The sequence below is a fragment of the Burkholderia metallica genome (assembly GCF_001718555.1).
GTDB lineage: Bacteria > Pseudomonadota > Gammaproteobacteria > Burkholderiales > Burkholderiaceae > Burkholderia > Burkholderia metallica.
Window position 1 is genome coordinate 2,003,675 of the sequence record NZ_CP013403.1, and the last position, 18,045, is coordinate 2,021,719.

The window sequence follows — 18,045 nt, forward strand, 5'->3', positions numbered from 1 at the left end:
ACCCACGAGGTTCGTCATGACGTTGTCCGCGCTCGTCGTCTTCGCCATCGCCCTGCTCGTCACCGCCGGCACGCCCGGCCCAAGCGTCGCCGCGCTGGTCGCACGCGTGCTCACGAACGGTGTGCGGGACGTGCTGCCGTTCCTCGCCGCGATGTGGCTCGGCGAGGCGCTGTGGCTCACGCTCGCGGTCGCGGGGCTGTCCGCGTTCGTACGCACGTTCGAGACGGGGCTGATCGTGCTGAAGCTGCTCGGCGTCGCGTACCTGCTGTTCCTCGCGTGGAAGATGTGGACCGCGCCGACGGAAACGGGCGCCGACGCGCTGCCGCGCGGCCAGTCGCCGTGGCGCATGTTCGTCGCGGGCATGGCCGTCACGCTCGGCAATCCGAAGATCGCGGTGTTCTATCTCGCGCTGCTGCCGACTCTCGTCGACCTCGCGCACGTGGGAGTGACCGCGTGGGCCGAACTGGTCGGCACGATGCTCGCGGTCCTGATCCTGGCCGACTGCTTCTGGTCGCTGCTTGCGTCGCGCGCACGGGCGTTCCTGACGTCGGCGCGCGCCAAGCGGATTGCCAACCGCACGAGCGCAACCGCGATGGCCGGTGCGGCGGTGGCGATCGCGACACGCTGAACGGCACCCCGCCGCACGCCACGGCGTCGCCGGGACCGCCATGTCACCGCTCGGCGCGATGCCTCCCGAACTCGCCGCCCGGTCGAATCGCCGGGCTCGCGCGGCAGTCGCTGCCCCGCGAACCGGAACGGAAGCCCGCTTACTGCAGCGGAGGGGAATCGACATGAAAACCTGGCTCCCGGCTGTCCTTCTCTGCCTGTCCGCGACGCTCGCGCACGCGGCCGGTATCAAGTTCGTCAGCATCCCGGCCGACGCGGCCGGCCCCGAACTGCGCGCGGCCATCTGGACGCCCTGCGCAGCACCCGCGCAATCGCTGACGATCGGCCCGTTCGTGCTGAAAGGGCAACGCAACTGTCCGACCGTCGGCGCCAAGCTGCCGCTCGTCGTGATTTCGCACGGCCATGCCGGCACGTACTTCGGGCATCACGACCTCGCCGAAACGCTGGCCGATGCGGGCTACGTCGTCGCGGCAATCAACCATCCCGGCGACACGCATACCGACATGAGCCGCGCGGCCGACCTTCGCGAGCTCGCCGAGCGGCCGGAGGACATCAAGCGTCTCGTCGACTACATGCTGGCAAAGGGGCCCGACGCGACGCATATCGACCCCGCGCGGATCGGCTTCTTCGGCTTTTCACGCGGCGGCTATACGGGCCTCGTGCTGGCCGGCGCCAATCCGGATTTCGTCCATGCGCGGGTCGCCTGCCCCGACCCGACCTGGCTGATCTGCAGGCAGATACGCGACCATGACCTGCCGCACCAACCGCTGACGCACGATCCGCGGATCAAGGCCTATGTGATCGCCGACCCGTTGAACGAATTTCCGACCGCCGATTCGCTGAAGGACGTGCACGCGCCGATCCAGCTCTGGGGGTCCGAAGCCGGCGGCGACGGCGTGGAGCCGGAAGCCGTCCGCGCGCTGGCCGGCATGCTGCCGCAACGACCGGAATTCCACGTCGTGCCGAATTCCGCGCATTTCGCGTTTCTCGCGCCGTGCCCCGAACGACTGGCGCAGGTCTCGCCTGAAGTCTGTACCGATGCGAACGGATTCGATCGCGCGGCATTCCACGAAACGCTCGACGTGAAGGCGCTCGCGTTCTTCAGCGCCAATCTGCGCTAACAGCGCAACGTCTTGCGCCAGACGCGCTGCGCCGGCGCAGAGTCGTTGCATTCGATCAACGCGCGCACCAGCGCCCAGTCGTCGTCATCGCAGAAGTCGAGCAGCATCGCGCCACACGGGCCGCGCTGCGTGCGCAAGCGTTCGGCCAGCCGCGCATGAATGCCCTGCACGCGGCCGTCGCCGTGCGCGACCACCGACGGATTCGCGCCCATCCCCGTTCCGCTGCAGAAACTGATCGCCCAGCGGCCGCTGTCCGGCAACGGCAGGTGCGTGAGCAGCGCATCGATCGCACGCCACTTCCACGCGATCGACGCGACCACCGGCACGCGATATTCGTCCTGGATCACGAATGCGCCGTCCGGATGGTCGATCGAAAACGTCGCGTTGTCGGGCCACGTGTTCAGGTCGATGCCGAGCGGCCGGCTGCTGCGAAAGCGCCGCAGCAGCACGATCGCGCCGCGCACGTCGCCGAGCGCGGGCAGCGTGCCGCCGGCATGCCAGCGCAGCCGCGGCTGCCGCGCGCGATGCGCGTCGAACGTCGCGTCGAAACTGCGCGTGCACGCGTGCGCCGGCCATTCGTCCTTCACCGACATCACGATGCATTCGCGCGGGTGTGCATCGAGAAAGCGCGCACAGGTCGCCAGCACGTCGTCGAACGTCATGCCGAGCGCGATGCCGCCGTGATGGATGTCGAACGCATCGCGCACGTGCCGGCAACGGATGTCGAGCAGCCGCACGCCGTGCGCGAGCTGCGCATCGAGCGGCGCGCGCTGCGTGCGCACGAGCAGGTCGTCGACCGTATACGCACAGGTGTCATGACTGCCCGGTAGGGTCAGCGTATGCAGCGGCCGCGCGTCGTCGAGCGCCGACATCCAGTCGGCAGACGGCATGCACGTATCGTGGCTCGAAGGAATCATGAATCGATGAATGACAAGGAAAGAAAACCGTGGGTGACGGCGTCGGATGTCGCGGCGCGCGCCGGCGTCTCGCGCTCCGCGGTGTCGCGCGCGTTTTCGCCGACGGCGAGCATCGCACCGCAGACGCGCGAGCGCGTGATGACCGCAGCACGCGCGCTCGGCTACCAGGTCAACCTGATCGCGCGCGACATGATCACGCAGCGCAGCAGCATGATCGGCGTCGTGACGGCCGGGTTCGAGAACCCGTTCCGCGCGCGGCTGCTGTCGGACCTGATGGCCGCGCTCGGGCAGCGCGCGCTGACGCCGCTCGTGACCAATGCGGAAGATCCGCGTCAGGTCCGGCAATCGCTCGAGCAGCTGCTCAGCTACCGGATCGCGGGCCTCGTGATGACGTCCGCGTCGCCGCCGCTGTCGGTCGCGCAGCAGTATCTCGAACACCGGATTCCGGTCGTGATGATCAATCGCGACGCGAACCTGCCGGGCGCCGACGTCGTCGTCAGCGACAACGCGGCGGGCGCTGCCCATGCGGCGCAGCGGCTCGTGCGCACCGGCGCACGCCGGCTCGCGTTCGTCGGGCCGCGCGGCGCGAGCTACAGCGCGCAGTCGCGCGCCGCCGCGTTCGAGCAGGCGATCGCGCGCGGCGACGCGTTCGGCGCGACGCTCGCGCACGTGCTCGACACCCCGTCCGACACTCATGCGAGCGGAATCGAGGCCGCGCGCGAACTGTTCGCGAACGGCCAGCGGCCCGACGGCGTGTTCTGCTCGTCGGACCTGCTGGCGCTCGGCGTGATCGACGTCGCGCGCAGCGAATTCGGGTTGCGCGTGCCGGACGACGTCCGCGTGGTCGGCTTCGACGACATTCCGGCCGCCGAATACGATGCGTACCGGCTGACGACGCTGCGGCAGGACACGCGCGGCCTCGCGCACGCGGCGATCGAGCTGCTCGCCGACCGGATGCAGACGTTCGACGGCCCGTCGCGCACGCGTGTCGTGCCGGTCACGCAAATCGTGCGTGCAAGCTGCGCGTGACGGCCTGAAAACGGGCGCGGCCACGCCGCGCGTCACTTCAGGCCGCCCGCGAACCCGCGCAGCAGGTAGCGCTGCACGTAGCCGGCCACGGCCAGCGTGGGCAGCGACGCCATCAGCCCTGCGCTCATCAGGTCGCCCCAGTCGATCCCGTTCTCGGTCACGTAGCCGGCAATCGCGAGCGGCAGCGTGAAGCGGCTCGGCGTCGACACGAACAGCAGCGCGATCAGGAATTCGTTCCATGCGGCGATGAACACGAAGATCGCGGTCGCGATCAGCCCCGGCGCGCACAGCGGCAGCACGATCTGCACGAGCCGTCGCGCGAGCCCCGCGCCGTCGATGCACGCGGCTTCCTCGTATTCGATCGGCACGTCGCGCACGAACGCGAGCAGCATCCAGATCGCCATCGGCAACGCATAGATCTGGTACGCGAGCACCAGGCCGAGCGTCGAATCGAGCAGATGCAGCCGCTTCGCGAGCGCGAACAGCGGCACCGCGATCGTGATCGGCGGCATCAGCTTCAGCGCGAGCACGAGTACGAGGAACAGCAGGTCGAGCCGCGCGGGAAAGCGCAGCCGCACGAGCGCGTACGCGGCCGGAAACGCGAGCGCCAGCGCGAGCAGCGTCGTGCCGAAGCCGACCAGCAGCGAGTTGAACAGCGGCGCGCCGATGCCGTTGGACCACACCGACGCGAAATGCTCGAAGGTCGGCGCGGCCGGCCAGAGCCGCAACGGATGATCGAGGCGTTCGAGCGTCGGCATGAACGCCGCGCCGGCCATCCACAGGCACGGCAGCAGCAATAGCGCGAGCGCGGCGATACGCAGGACCCACGGCATCGCGCGACCGAGAGCGGCGCCCGTTCGTGCGCCCGTGATGCCTGCGGGTTGCGCCGTCATGCGCGCCGCTTGCGAACCGTCTGCCATACGTACCCCGAGACCAGCAGCGCGGACGCCGCGAGCATCAGCACCGACGCGGCGCTCGCCGGCCCGACGTTGAAGAAGCGGAAGCCCGTGTCGTAGATATAGGTCGACAGCGTCTGCGTCGCATTGCCGGGGCCGCCGCCCGTCAGCGCATAGACCTTGTCGAACAGCTTGAACGTGTCGATCGAGCGCAGCAGCAGCGCGAGGCCGATCTGCGGCGCCGCGAGCGGCAGCGTGATGTCGCGCAGGCACTGCCACTCGCTCGCGCCGTCGGTGCGCGCGGCCTCGTACAGCTCCTGCGGGATCGACTGCAGCCCCGCGAGCACGATCAGGAACGCCATCGGCGTCCACTGCCAGACGTCGACGAGCGCGAGCGACCACAGCGCGAGATGCGGATCGGACAGCCAGCGCACGCCTTCGACGCCGAACGCCGCGAGCAGCGCGTTCAGGAAGCCGTCGAAGTTCAGCCAGTTGCGCCAGATCGCCGAGCATACGAGCGTGGACAGCATCATCGGCAGGATCGCGAGCGGCAACGCGATGCGCCGGCCCGGAAACGCGCGCACGAACAGCAGCGCGAGGCCGAAGCCGAGCGCGACCTCGGCGAGCGACGCGACGATCGTGAAGCGCAGCGTGTTGCCGAAGCCGGCCGTGAACGCGTCGTCGCCGAGCACCGCGCGATAGTTCGCGAGCCCCGCGAACGCGCGACGGCCGGCCGAGTAGTCGACCTGGCAGAACGAGTCGATCAGCACCTGCGCGACCGGATACAGCGCGAGCGCGGCGAGCACCAGCAGTGCCGGCCCGAGCAGCGCGACGAACGGCAGGCTGCGGCCGAAGGCTTTCATGCGCCGCGCTCCGGCGACGGGTTGACGCGCGCCGTCACTTGCCGGCCGCGGCCGTCGCCTGCGCGATCTTCTGCTGCGCCTGGCGCAGCGCGGCGTCGGGCGCGGCCTGCCCGGTCAGCGCGAGCTGCAACTGGTCGCCGAGAATGCTTTCGACCTGCTGCCAGTCCTTCACGCGCGGCCGCGCACGGCCGGCTTCGAGCGCCTTCAGCTGATCCGGATACCAGCGGTACTGCCGCACCAGCGCCGGATCGTTGAACACGCTGCGGCGGGTCGGCGGAATGCCGATGCCGGCCAGGCGCGTCTGCGTGTCGCGGGCAGTCAGGTACGCCAGGAAATCCTGCGCGAGCTTCGCGTGCGGCGCATCCTTCGGAATCCCCATCTGCCAGATGCCGAGCATCGGCGCCGGGCCGGCGGTCTGCCCGGGCGGCGGCTGCAGCGCGATCTGCCCGACCACGCGCGACTGCTTCGGATCGTCGAGCGCCGGCACCCAGGCCGGCCACACCTCGATCGACTGCGCGGCCGTGCCGCGCTGCAGCGCGTCGCGCACTTCCGCCGCGCCGTACACGTCGACGTCCTTCGGCGCGAACGCCTTCAGCGCGAGGAACGTCTTCAGCGCGGCCTGCGCTTCGCGCGAATCGATCGTCACGTTGCCGGCATGGTCGAACACGTCGCCGCCGTACGCCCACAGGATCGGCAGGAAGCCCGTGACGACCGGGTTGCCCTTCGTGCCGCGAAACACCACGCCCGACACGCTCTTGTCGGCGCCGCCGACGGTCTGCGCGATCTTCAGCACGTCGTCCCAGTTGCGCGGCGGCTGCAGCTTGTACTTCGCGAGCAGGTCCTTGCGGTACGCGAACATCTCGACGTTGCCGACGATCGGCAGCGCGTATAGCGCCCCGGCCGCGTTGCGGCCGAGCGCGACGGCGGACGGCACGAGATCGGCGTCCGCGAGCGACGCCGGCAGCGGCTTCAGCCAGCCGTTGCCGATGAATTCGGGTGCCCACGTGTCGTCCATCATCACGAGGTCGTACGCGCCGGTGCCTTCGCGCATCGACAGCTTCAGCTTCTGGTACAGGTTCGCGTTCGGCAGCTTGAGCAGCTCGATCTCGGTGCCCGGGTGCAGCTTGTTGAAGCCGGCGACGGCGTCGGCCAGCCCCTTGCCGTAGATGTCGTCGCGGCCTGCGATGACGAGATCGGCCGCGCAGGCGTGCGAGGCGGCGAAGGACAGCGCGATGGCGGCGGACAGTACGCGCAGGCGGCTCAGCAGGGTCATGTGGTCTCTCTCGGTCGGCGTGTGTAGCGGGACAACCATGCGTTGCACACGTGTGCAACGCCGGCGACACGTCGGTCGCCTGAAGCGTCGCCATTGTTCACGTCGACCGTGAAGGTATTGTGGCAAGCGGCAAGCCGGGCACCCCGCGATGCGTGTACGGTGCCGGACGGAACGATCCGATTCCTGATGAAAATGGCGGGATAGCCGCTCCCGACCTTCCGCGCCATCGCTTGCGATACGGGATTTCCGTCGATCTCGACCGTTCAGTTAAGCACACGGGCGATTTTTTTCAAGCATCGCTTTCCACCAGTTGACCGGCGCGCCGACTCGCGCCGCCGACCGTCAGAAGTTCACGCGAATGCCGGCCATCACCGCGAGTTGCCGGGTCGAGTTGCTGTTCGCGAGCACCGGAATCTGCGCATAGTTCGCCGCGTTGCCGTCCGCGTCGGTGCCGAGCCCCTTCCCGCTCGCGATCTGGCCGATCGCAACCGCATACAGCGCCGTGCGCTTCGACAGGCTGTAGTTCGTGCCGACGTTCACCTGATGAAACCGCGTCGTGCCGCGCCCGTCGGTATGCGCGGCGTTGAAGATGTACGCGATGCCGCCTTGCAGCGCCGGCGTGAACATGTAGGTGGCGTTCAGTTCGCCGATATCGAACGTAAACGCCTGCGTGCGCGGCTGCGCGGCGGTCGAGAAATAGCGGCTGTCGCCGAGGCGCGTATGCGTGTAGGTGAGCGCGATCGTCGCAGCGCCCAGCGTGACCGAGCCGCCCGCGCCGAACGCGCGCATCGAGCCGGCATCCTGTAGCAGGCAGTACATCGCGCCCGGGTTGCTGCACGCGAAATCGCCGATATAGCCGCTCGCGCCGCCGAGCGCCGCGTCGAGCGGCTGGTGCAGGTCGAGGTAGCCGACCGAGAACGCGACCGGCGCGCGCGTGTAGGTCGCGGCCACCGCATAGCCGCGCTTCGCGGAAAAGTCGCCGGCCTGCCCGCCGAAGCTGAACGTGCCGCCGAACGTGAGGCCGTTGAAATCGGCGCTGGTGAACTTCACCGCGTTGTTGAAGTTGAACGCGGCGTTCAGGTTGTCGACGTCGCCGAGGTGCGAGCCGTACGGCGTCGCCCAGTTGTTGCTCGACACGTACGCGCCGAGCATGTCGGTGTACGAGTCGTACTGGCGGCCGAGGCCAAGCGTGCCGATCCGGTCCTGGCGCAGCCCGACCCAGGCCTGCCGGCTGAACGCGGTGCCGCCTTGCAGCGCCTGCCCGTTCGCCGACAGGAACTGCTGCTCGAGCGTAAACACCGCGTCGAGCCCGCCGCCGAGCGGCTCGGCGCCCTGGAAGCCGAAGCGCGACGGCACGAGGTTGCCGCCGCCCATCTGCCACGCATGGCCGCCGCCCGTGCTGCCGTCGGCACGCGTGAACTGCTGGTTCGTCGAGTAGATGATGCCGGTATCCACGGTGCCGTACAGCGTCACGCTGCCCGCGGTCTGCGCGTGTGCGTGGATACAACCCAGCGTCGCCGCCGCCGCGGCCAGTCGTCGTCCTGTCTTCATGTCCCGCCCCTCTTTGGTCATCGATTCGCAGTGCAGATCGATGGTGTTGTCGATATGGGTGACAGGACTCTATCCAGCGAAAATTCAGGACCTCTATCGCAAATCGGCAAACCGTGGCGCGTACTGAGCGCGACGGTGCCCGGCGGCGGCGCGCCGCGCGTGCGTCATTCGGGGCGGGTGGTCTGCGAGGGCAGCTCGCCGAACAGGTCGCGATACTCGCGCGCGAAATAGCCGAGATGCGTGAACCCCCAGCTTGCGGCGGCCTCGCCGACGCCGAGCTGCTGCACGGACGTCGTGCGCAGCATGCGGCGCACCGCGTTCAGCCGGATCGTGCGCAGATAGCCGACCGGCGTGACGTCGGCCACGCGTTGAAAACTCGTCTGCAGCGTGCGGCGGCTGCAGCGCAGCGCGCGGCACAGTTCGAGCACGGTGACGGGTTCCTCGGGCCGCTCGCGCAGGTGCTTCTCGCAACGGCTCACGATGTCGCTGTAGGTGGCGTGCGTGATGTCGCGGCGCTCGACGCCGGTGCCCTGTTCGAGCGCATCGAGGAACATGCCGAGCATCGCGTCGCGGAACATCCTGCGCGTGGCCGCGTATTCGAGGTGGCCCGGATTGCGCTGCGCATCGTCGATCAGCGCCGACAGCCGCGCGCCGAGCGCGACGCCCTGCGCGTCGGACAGCCGTGTCACGTGGCGCAGCTTGCGCGCGCCGGACGCGCCGAATTCGGCTTCGCACAGCTCGTCGACCATGTCGGACGCCGCGCTGATCCCGACGAGCCCCATCCCTTCCGGCGTATGGAATTCGAAATCCTCGCCGGCACGCAGCGCGAGCAGCGCATGGCCGTCGACGGGCTGCCCCTGGAACGTGCCCGCGAGCGGCACGGACAGCGGCACCGCGAGCGACGTGCGCCCGTGAGGCGCGACCCCGGTTTGCGCGACGCGCCGGTTGGTGGTTTCGCGAAAGAAGTGGAAATCGTCGTACAGCACCTGCGTGACGGTGCCCTTGAAGCGACCCGGCGTCATCTGGCGATAGACCTGATGCCAGCCCGCGATCGCGAGCCCGTGATCGTGCACGTCTTCGTGTGAGCGTGACTGGAACAGCATCGGCATCTCCGGTGAAACCCTTGAACGCGACCGCCGGTTCCCCGGCGCGCAACGTCATAGCTTACCCGTGCAAAATCCTGCGTAGTGCGGTTTCGAACGCAAGACAGGCTGCGGACAACACGGCGGCCTGCTCGCCCGTCAGCCTGACGTAGCGGCGAAACGACGGCATCCGGTTCACCACCTCGCTGCCGCCGAACGGCACGATCGCGAGCGTCCAGCGGCCGTCGTGTGCGTCGATCGTGCAGTCGGTCAGGTGCAGCGGCCGCAGCGCGTCGGCCAGCGACGGTTCGGCAGCCAGCGCGTTTACCGTGTCGACGAATCCGGGGTCGCATCCCGGCGCGGCGACCGCGTCGATGCCCTTGCTGCGCAGCCAGCCGGTCTGGCGCACGCGCGCGCTGCCCTGCACGGTCGGGCCGCATGCGGTTGCCGCCACCTTCACGCTGACCGTATGCATCAGGAACTGGCGGTCGACGCGCTCGTCGATGCTCACGCGCACGCCGTTCGGCAGTCGGGCCGTCGCGCCGCCAAGCGCGGCAGACCCGCCAGCCCCGTCGGCTTCGCGCTCGGCGCGCAGGTCGGCCAGCACGCGCGCGGCGATCGCGCCGGGCCGATGGCCGGGCGGCCGTGCATCGGGCGCCGCGCGCCAGCGGGCGAGCGCGGCCTTCACGACGCGACGTGCTCGTTGCGCAGCACTTCCTCGACCGGCACCGGCCGGAACGGATGCCGGCGCTGCACGACGAGCGTCCAGAACAGCGCGTACAGCGCGGTGAGCCCGAGCATCGCGCCGAACGGCACGTAGATGTCGCGCGCGTTCATGCCCGGCGGCGTGATGTACCAGATCGCCAGCACGATGCCGACGCTCGACACGATCTGCGGCAGCGGGAACAGCGGCGAACGGTACGGGCGCGGCAGGTCCGGGCGGCGAATCCGCAGCATCACGACCGACGCGGTGACGAGCAGGTACGCGGTGCCCCATGCGCAGGTCGCGGCGAGCACGAGGTGCAGGATGCTGTCGAGATTGCCGTTGATCAGCCACGCGTGGAAGATCGGCACGACCGCCGCCGCGACGATGCCGACCACCGGCGTCTTGAAGCGCGGATGCAGATATGCGAAACAGCGCGGCAGCGCGCCGTCGATCGCCATCCCGTACAGGATGCGCGGCAGTCCGGCCATCAGCGTGTTGATCGTCGCGGCGCCCGCGCACAGGAACGCGATGCCGAACCACACGCGGCCGAAGGGCCCGAGCACCTGCAGCGCGAACGCGGGAATCGCGCCCGGCGTGTCGAGCAGGTGCGTGAGGCCGTCGGGGCTCACGGGCACGTTCGCGACCTGGCGGCGGATCGCCGCGCCGTACAGGAACATGCAGATCGCGACGCCGACGAGGCCGAGCGCCATCGCGCGCGGAATCGTGCGGCCCGGCGCCTTCATTTCCGGCGCGAGCGGCGTGACGAACTCGCAGCCGACGAACATGAACATCGCCATCCCGACCAGCGACAGCACGGCCGGCACCGACGTGCCGACTTCCGAGCCGCCGAACCAGCCGTCGAGATGCACGGCCGGCGCAGCCGCGAGCCCGAGAATCCCGAAGATCATCAGCGACAGCCACATGCCGGCCGTCAGCACGATTTCGAGCTTGCTGAACACCTTGATGCCGACGATGTTGGTGATCGCGAACGTGACGACGAGGCCGACGCCGACGAGCCACGAGCTGTTGTGCTTCTCGAACGCGGCGTTCAGCGATTCGAAATTGACGAGCGCCATGATGCCGCTCAGGATCGTCTCCGCCGTGCCGGCGAACACGTGCACGAGGAAATACGCGGAAATCGTGCCGGTGATCGCCCAGAAGCGGCCGAGCCCGCACGACAGGTAATCGTAAACCGAGCCGGCCGTCGGCAGCATCGCGGCCGCTTCGGAGAAGGTCGTCGCCTGCGCCTGCATCATCACGAACGCGATGATCATCGCGACCGCGAACGCCCAGCCGCCCATCCCGAAGCCCGACGTCGCGGTGAGGATCACCGGGCTTGCCATGATGAGACCGACGGCGCTGGCCAGCGCGGTCGGAAAACCGACCGCGCCCGCGTTCAGCGCCGTGCCGCCACCCGCTTCAGCCGGCGTGCCGGCGGGCGCGTCGCCTGCTGCGCCGTTAACTCCTGACCATCCCGACATCCCTGTCTCCTTCGTGGGTCGCCCCGGCCACCGCTTCGTCGGCGGCCGGGGCTGCATTTGCGTTGCGGTCGGCCCGGGGCGGCGCTTCAGCGCTTCGTCTCCCGGGCCCCTGTCGATCACACCTCGATCCGATGTCGAAAAAATACGCAGGCAAAATAATCCGGTCATAGCGCAAATCGGCAAACCGGCGGCGGCGTGTGCGCCTGCCACCGCAGGGTTGCCGTCACGCGACCCACGACGCGGTTACGCGAACGGCACGGCCTCGAAGGCCGCCGCGAGCGCGTCGACGATCCGGTCGAGCTGTTCGCGCTGGATCACGAGCGGCGGCGACAGGATGATCTTCGTGCCGACCGGGCGCACCAGCACGCCGTGCTCGCGCGCGACTTCCGCGACGGCATTCGCATAGCCGGACAGCGGGTCGATCGGCTCGCGCGTTTCCTTGTTCGCGACGAGGTCGAGCGCGAGCATCAGCCCCTTGCCGCGCACCTCGCCGACCGCGGCGAAACGCTGCGCGAACGGCTGCAGCGCCTCGAGCAGATACGCGCCCTGCTTCGCCGCGTTCGCCGGCAGGTCTTCCTTCACGACGATGTCGAGGCTCGCGATCGCGGCCGCGCAGGCGACCGGGTGGCCCGCATACGTGTAGCCGTGCATGATCGCGCCGCCGAAATCGGCATTCGCGGCGAACGCGTCCTCGATCCGCGCGTTCACGACCGTCGCGCCGAGCGGCACGTAGCCGGACGAGATCCCCTTCGCGAGACACATGATGTCCGGGCGCACGCCCCAGCCGCGGCTGCCGAACAGGCTGCCGCTGCGGCCGAAGCCCGTCACGACCTCGTCGGCAATCAGCAGCACGCCGTAGCGGTCGCACACCTCGCGCACGAGCGGCCAGTAGTTGGCCGGCGGCACGATCACGCCGCCCGCGCCCTGGATCGGCTCCGCGATGAACGCGGCGACCGTGTCGGGGCTCTGGAACTGGATCTCGCGTTCGAGCATTTCCGCGCAGATCCGGCCGAGTTCCTCCGGGTCCTGCGTGAACGGGTTGCGGTACAGCCACGGCGTCTCGACGTGGAAGCAGCCCGGCAGGTTCGGCTCGTAGTTGCGGCGGAACACCGTGTTGCCGTTCACCGACGCGCCGCCGAAGTGCGTGCCGTGATAGCCCTGCTTCAGCGAGATGAACTTCGTGCGGTCGGCCTGGCCGCGCACCTTCCAGTACTGGCGCGCGATCTTCAGCGCGGTCTCGATCGAGTCGGAGCCGCCCGAGCTGTACAGCACGCGGCGCATGCCTTCCGGTTCGAGCATGTCGATCAGCTTCTTCGACAGTTCTTCCGCGCGCGGATGCGAGATGCCGTCAAACAGCTGGAAGTATTCGAGCTCGTCGAGCTGGCGCACGATCGCGTCCTTCACCTCCTGGCGGTTGTGGCCGACGTTCACGTTCCACAGGCCCGCGACGCCGTCGACGAGTTGCTTGCCGGTTTCGTCGAACACGTAGCAGCCGTCGCCGCGCACGATGCGGATCGGCTTGCGCTGCTTCATCTCGTTAGGGTGCAGCATCGGGTGCCAGAACTTCGCTTCGTTGTAGCTCATTGCAGTCTCCAAGGTCGGATCGGTTGAACCTCGATCGCCGAGGTTCGAGGGTTGCGTCGTCGGCGCAGTGCGTCAGTGCGTCAGTGCGCGATGCAGACGGATTTGGTTTCGGTGAAGCCTTCGATCGCGTACTGGCCGAATTCGCGGCCGATGCCCGATTGCTTGTAGCCGCCGAACGGCATCGACGGGTCGAGCGGGATATGGCAGTTCACCCACACGGTGCCGGCCTCGATCTGCGGCACGAGGTTCATCACGCGCTTCAGGTCGTTGCTCCAGATACTCGCGGCGAGGCCGTACGGCGATGCGTTCGCGAGACGCACCGCATCGGCCGCGTCGTCGAACGGCACGACGACGATCACCGGGCCGAACACCTCGTCGCGCACGATCGCGCTGTCCGGATGCGGATCGGCGATCACGGCCGGCTTCACGTAGTAGCCGGGCAGGTCGTCGGCCGGCGTGCCGCCCGCGAGGAACGTGAGGCCCGCGCGTCGCGCGCCTTCGATGTGCTGGACGACCTTGTCGCGATGGTGCGCGGACACGAGCGGGTTGATCTGCGCGGTCGTGTCGAGGCCCGCGCCGAGTTTCATCGACTGCGCGACGCCGGCCAGGCCGTCGGCGAGCTGCGCGAACTTGCTGCGGTGCACGTAGATGCGCGACGCGGCCGCGCACACCTGCCCCTGGTTGAAGAACGCGCCGGCGGCGACGCCGTCGAGCGCCTGCGCGACGTCGATATCGTCGAGCATCACGATCGGGTTCTTGCCGCCGAGTTCCAGCGAGAAGCGCGTCATGTTCTGCACGGCCGCCGCACCGACCAGCTTGCCGGTCGCGGTCGAGCCCGTGAACGAGATCTTCGCGATCGACGGATGGCTCGCGAGCGCGGCGCCGCACACGCGCCCGCCGGTGACGACGTTGAACACGCCGGGCGGCACGCCGGCTTCGAGCGCGAGTTCGGCCAGGCGCAGCGCGGTGAGCGGCGTTTCCGGCGACGGCTTCAGCACGATCGTGCAGCCGGCCGCGAGCGCGGGGATCAGCTTCCACACCGCGATCATCAGCGGGAAATTCCACGGCACGATCGCGGCCACCACGCCCACCGGCTCCTTGCGCGTATAGGCCGTGTAGCGCGCGCCGGGCGGGAACGGGATCGACACGTCGAGCGTCTGGCCGGTGATCTTGGTCGCCCAGCCGGCCATGTAGCGCACGTATTCGACGCTCGCGCCGACCTCGATCGCGCGCGACACGTGGATCGACTTGCCCTGGTTCAGCGTTTCGAGCTGCGCGAGCGTTTCGGCGTCGCGCTCGATCAGGTCGGCGAGTTTCAGCAGGATGCGTTCGCGCTCGGCCGGGCGCAGCCCGCTCCATGCGCGCGTGTCGAATGCATGCTTCGCGCTGGCGACTGCGCGGTCGACGTCGTGTGCGTCGGCATCCGCGACCGTCGCGAGCCGCTCGCCGGTCGCGGGGTCGTACACGTCGAGCCGCGCGGCCGCGTGCGCGGGCTGCATTTCACCGTCGATGAAGAGGCCGAAATCGCGCGCAACGAAGGTGCGCACGGTGTCGCTGACGGCGACGAAGTTCGTGGTGCTCATGGGCGTCTCGATGATTGTCGTGGCTGGACCGCGTGCGCACGGGCACGCGGGCGTCGTTCCACTGTATCGACGACGGATTGCGCCCGGTGAGCGCAAATTGGCAGCGCGTGGGCGCTGGGGGAGCGGGTTCGAACCGCGCGGGGATGGGTCGCTTCGAGGCCGTCGAGGCACCCGGCAAGCCGGGCAATACGTGGTTATTCCTGAATCGGCGATCGCGAACGTTCGAAGCCCGAATCGCAATGATCCGACGAATCAAAGAAACAACGCCCCCACCAGTTCGGTACGGTTCGACACGCCCAGCTTGCGGAACATCCGCATCAGATGCGTCTTGACGGTCGGCTGGCCGAGCTCGAGATCGCGTGCGATCTCCTTGTTCGAGCGGCCGTCGCGCACGAGGCGCGCGATCTGTTCTTCGCGGTAGGTCAGGCGCTCGGCGCAATCGATCCGGTGGATGCCGCCCCGCGCGCGCAGCAGCGGGCTCAGTGCGGCTTCGGCCACCGGCTGCAGCCGCGCGAGCGCGTCGATCTCGCCGGGCGCGAACCGCCCCGCCGTGCGGTTGCCGGCCAGGCCGGCGCGCGTTTCGCCCGCGCCGAAGCGCAGCAGCGAGAACGCACCGACCGTCCGGCCCGCATCGCGCAGCCAGATCTCGACGACGTCGGCCACGTCGTGCCGCCGCAGGAAACGGGTCCAGTATGCGGACGCGTCGCGTCTTTCGTCAGGCAATTGAGACGCGAGCGTGACGACCGCGCGCTCCCCCGCCGCGCAGCGCGACGGATGCAGCGGATCGAGCATCCGGTAGCGCGCGACATAGGTGCGATGCATCGATTCCGGCATCCCGAACAGCTCGAAATCGGCCGGTTCGCCGCTCAGGTCGAGCCGGTAGAACACGATCGCGGACGGGCTCGCGAACGCGTCGAACGCATCCACGCACGCGCGCAGCGCGCGCGACCAGTCGGCGGCCGGATCGGCGGGAACGGATGAAGTCGGCATGGAGGAATCGGCGGGCGGGCGAACGTGTCGAGGATCGAAGTTCGGGCCAGCCTACCGGCGCCGAAAAGCGCCGGTGAGCACAAATCGGCAAATCGTCCCGGCCCGGCGCGGCCGGGTGCGGCCGCGACGGCCGGTCCGGTTTCGTCCGGGACGAGGCGGGCGCGCGACGGGGCGCGCCCTCGCGTCAGCGTGCGTTCGCGGCGAACGTGTCGCAGGCGCTCAGCTCGCCCGACTCCATCCCGCGCCGCAGCCAGTACACGCGCTGGTCGCTGGTGCCGTGCGTGAAGCTTTCCGGCACGACGTAGCCCTGCCCTTGCTGCTGCAGCCGGTCGTCGCCGATCGCGGCGGCCGCCTTCAGCCCCTGCTCGAAATCGCCGGGTTCGATCAGCCGCTGGTTCGCGCGCTGCGCGTTGTTCGCCCATACGCCGGCAAAACAGTCGGCCTGCAGTTCCATGCGCACCGACAGCGCATTCGAGTGCGCCTGGCTCGCCCGCCGACGCGCGGCGTCGACCTTGTCGGAAATGCCCAGCAGGTTCTGCACGTGATGGCCGACTTCGTGCGCGATCACGTAAGCCTGCGCGAAATCGCCGCCCGCGCCGAACCGCTTGCGCAGTTCGTCGTAGAAGCCGAGATCGATGTACACCTTGCGGTCGCCCGGGCAATAGAACGGCCCCATCGCGGTCTGGCCCGTGCCGCAGGCGGTCGGCGTCGAGTTCGTGAACATCACGAGCGTCGGCGGCTGGTACTGCGCATGCAGCTGGGTATTGAACACGCTCGTCCACGTGCGCTCGATATTGCCGAGCACCTTGCGCGTAAACACCGAGCCCGCGTCGTCCGCCGGCGCGCCCTGCCGCTGCGTGGGCGCGGGTTGCGCCTGCTGCTGGCGGCCCTGCAGCGCCGACGCGCCTTCGAGCACCACGCGCGGGTCGATCCCGAAGAAATACGATGCCGCGAACGCGATCACGATCGTGCCGATGCCGATCGTCGCGCCACGCCCGCCACCGAACCCGCCCGCGCCGCGGCGATCCTCGACGTTCGTGCTTTCCCTTTCGTCGTCCAGCCTCATAGCCGGCCCTCCCTGTTCGTTCTTGTCGATGGTCCGGCGCGCAGGCGCGCGGCCGGGCGATGTGTGTTGTCGCAGCGCGATTTCGGCCGGTGCAACCCGGGCAGGGTGCGCATGCCGGGATCGCCGGCCTGCCACCGCGCCCGCGCGACGGAATCGGCCGGCCGACGCGTCGCGCGTCGATACGCGGCCCGCCCGCGCTATTTTGCCGGGCTTTCGTGACTTATCGCAAAAATGTGGAGGATAGAGCGATTCGGCGCCGGACATCGTCAGCCTTTGCAAAATGGCCGACGGCCGTTACGCCGGGCCGGATGCCGCCTGCGTTCATCCTTTCGGCGGATACCGGCGCGCGCCGGCGCCCCCTAAAGTGACCGGCAACGACACCTCCCGGAGCCCGCCATGACCAACCCTCAACCCCGCACGATCGTGATCACCGGCGCCGGTACCGGCATCGGCGCCGCGTGCGCGCACCGTTTCGCCCGCCGCGGCGATCGCGTCGTGCTGATCGGGCGGCGCCCGGCGCCGCTCGCCGCGCTGGCCGCCGAAACGGGCGGCCTCGCGCTGGCCGGCGATGCCGCGAGCCCCGCCGACTGGGCACGCTTCCTGCCGCAGATCGCCGAACGCTTCGGTCGCGTCGACGCGCTCGTCGCGTGCGCGGGCGGCCACGGGCTCGGCTGCGCAGGCGAAACCGACGACGCGCAGTGGCGCGACGCGATGCACGCGAACCTCGACACCGCGTTCGTCAGCGCACGCGCGTGCCTGCCCGACCTGATCGCGCAGCGCGGCAGCATCGTGCTGGTCGCGTCGATCGCCGCGCTCGCGGCAGGGCCCGGCGTGTGCGGCTACACCGTCGGCAAGCACGCGCTGCTCGGGCTCGCCCGCTCGCTCGCGCGCGACTACGGGCCGCACGGCGTGCGTGCGAACGCGGTATGCCCGGGCTGGGTCCGCACGCCGATGGCCGATGCCGAGATGGAACCGCTGATGTCGGCGCACGGCGACACGCTCGACGGCGCGTATGCGCGCGTCAGCGCCGACGTGCCGCTGCGGCGCGCGGCCGCCCCGGACGAGATCGCGGCGGTCTGTGCGTTCCTCGCGTCGTCGGACGCATCGTTCGTGACCGGCGCGACGCTCGTCGCCGACGGCGGCGCGACGGTCGTCGACGTACCGACGCTCGCGTTCGACACGCTCTGACTGGCGCGGGTACGCCGCCCGCGTAACGCACGCGTCGCGGGCCGCGTGTCGCGCATGCCCTCCGGTTTGGCGCCCGCCGTTCACGCGC

At 69.4% G+C, this 18,045-nt stretch carries 16 protein-coding genes; 4 read left to right on the forward strand and 12 right to left on the reverse strand.

The window, feature by feature from the left end; genetic code table 11:
• Positions 1–16: 16 nt before the first annotated feature.
• Entirely contained in the window at positions 17–628 is a 612-nt protein-coding gene (locus WJ16_RS28470) for a LysE family translocator (RefSeq protein ID WP_069260341.1), read from the forward strand.
• A 163-nt stretch (positions 629–791) separates the two neighbouring features.
• Positions 792–1,748 carry an alpha/beta hydrolase family protein gene (locus WJ16_RS28475; protein WP_069260342.1) on the forward strand — a complete coding sequence of 319 codons (957 nt, stop codon included), beginning with the start codon at positions 792–794 and terminating at the stop codon, positions 1,746–1,748.
• Here WJ16_RS28475 and WJ16_RS28480 read toward each other — a convergent pair.
• Positions 1,745–2,665 (reverse strand): phosphatidylinositol-specific phospholipase C, encoded by a 921-nt coding sequence (locus WJ16_RS28480; RefSeq protein ID WP_157126875.1) that lies wholly within the window; start codon positions 2,663–2,665, stop codon positions 1,745–1,747. The genes WJ16_RS28475 and WJ16_RS28480 overlap by 4 nt on opposite strands.
• A 6-nt stretch (positions 2,666–2,671) precedes the next feature.
• On the opposite strand from WJ16_RS28480, the gene WJ16_RS28485 reads away from it, so the two are divergent.
• Entirely contained in the window at positions 2,672–3,694 is a 1,023-nt protein-coding gene (locus tag WJ16_RS28485; protein ID WP_069260343.1) for a LacI family DNA-binding transcriptional regulator, read from the forward strand.
• Between the two features lie 32 nt (positions 3,695–3,726).
• Here the strand turns inward: WJ16_RS28485 and WJ16_RS28490 are convergent, their stop codons facing one another.
• From WJ16_RS28490 to ypfJ, 11 genes are all read right to left on the reverse strand, one after another.
• On the reverse strand, positions 3,727–4,587 hold the full coding sequence (locus WJ16_RS28490; protein WP_069260344.1) for a carbohydrate ABC transporter permease: 861 nt from the start codon (positions 4,585–4,587) through the stop codon (positions 3,727–3,729).
• Positions 4,584–5,453, reverse strand: coding sequence for a carbohydrate ABC transporter permease (locus WJ16_RS28495; RefSeq protein WP_069260345.1), 870 nt, complete (start codon positions 5,451–5,453; stop codon positions 4,584–4,586). Before WJ16_RS28495 ends, WJ16_RS28490 begins: the two co-directional genes overlap by 4 nt.
• A 34-nt stretch (positions 5,454–5,487) precedes the next feature.
• Positions 5,488–6,726, reverse strand: coding sequence for an ABC transporter substrate-binding protein (locus tag WJ16_RS28500; protein WP_069260346.1), 1,239 nt, complete (start codon positions 6,724–6,726; stop codon positions 5,488–5,490).
• 342 nt (positions 6,727–7,068) lie between these two features.
• The gene (locus WJ16_RS28505) at positions 7,069–8,277 is read right to left on the reverse strand and encodes a porin (protein ID WP_069260347.1); all 1,209 of its coding nucleotides are present in this window, start codon (positions 8,275–8,277) and stop codon (positions 7,069–7,071) included.
• A gap of 164 nt (positions 8,278–8,441) precedes the next feature.
• Complete coding sequence (locus WJ16_RS28510; protein ID WP_069261186.1) at positions 8,442–9,380, reverse strand: helix-turn-helix domain-containing protein; 939 nt, start codon at positions 9,378–9,380, stop codon at positions 8,442–8,444.
• A 61-nt stretch (positions 9,381–9,441) separates the two neighbouring features.
• Entirely contained in the window at positions 9,442–10,047 is a 606-nt protein-coding gene (locus tag WJ16_RS28515) for a DUF3156 family protein (RefSeq protein ID WP_069260348.1), read from the reverse strand.
• The gene (locus WJ16_RS28520; protein ID WP_069260349.1) at positions 10,044–11,546 is read right to left on the reverse strand and encodes an APC family permease; all 1,503 of its coding nucleotides are present in this window, start codon (positions 11,544–11,546) and stop codon (positions 10,044–10,046) included. Before WJ16_RS28520 ends, WJ16_RS28515 begins: the two co-directional genes overlap by 4 nt.
• A 243-nt stretch (positions 11,547–11,789) precedes the next feature.
• Positions 11,790–13,130: an aspartate aminotransferase family protein gene (locus WJ16_RS28525; protein WP_069260350.1), complete on the reverse strand. Its 1,341-nt coding sequence runs from the start codon at positions 13,128–13,130 to the stop codon at positions 11,790–11,792.
• An 80-nt stretch (positions 13,131–13,210) separates the two neighbouring features.
• A complete protein-coding gene (locus WJ16_RS28530) occupies positions 13,211–14,713 on the reverse strand; it encodes an aldehyde dehydrogenase family protein (protein WP_069260351.1) in 1,503 nt (500 codons plus the stop codon).
• A gap of 252 nt (positions 14,714–14,965) precedes the next feature.
• Positions 14,966–15,703 carry a helix-turn-helix transcriptional regulator gene (locus WJ16_RS28535; protein WP_069260352.1) on the reverse strand — a complete coding sequence of 246 codons (738 nt, stop codon included), beginning with the start codon at positions 15,701–15,703 and terminating at the stop codon, positions 14,966–14,968.
• A gap of 184 nt (positions 15,704–15,887) precedes the next feature.
• The gene (gene ypfJ / locus WJ16_RS28540) at positions 15,888–16,769 is read right to left on the reverse strand and encodes a KPN_02809 family neutral zinc metallopeptidase (protein WP_069260353.1); all 882 of its coding nucleotides are present in this window, start codon (positions 16,767–16,769) and stop codon (positions 15,888–15,890) included.
• 396 nt (positions 16,770–17,165) lie between these two features.
• On the opposite strand from ypfJ, the gene WJ16_RS28545 reads away from it, so the two are divergent.
• Positions 17,166–17,957 carry an SDR family NAD(P)-dependent oxidoreductase gene (locus WJ16_RS28545; RefSeq protein WP_069260354.1) on the forward strand — a complete coding sequence of 264 codons (792 nt, stop codon included), beginning with the start codon at positions 17,166–17,168 and terminating at the stop codon, positions 17,955–17,957.
• Positions 17,958–18,045: the final 88 nt, after the last annotated feature.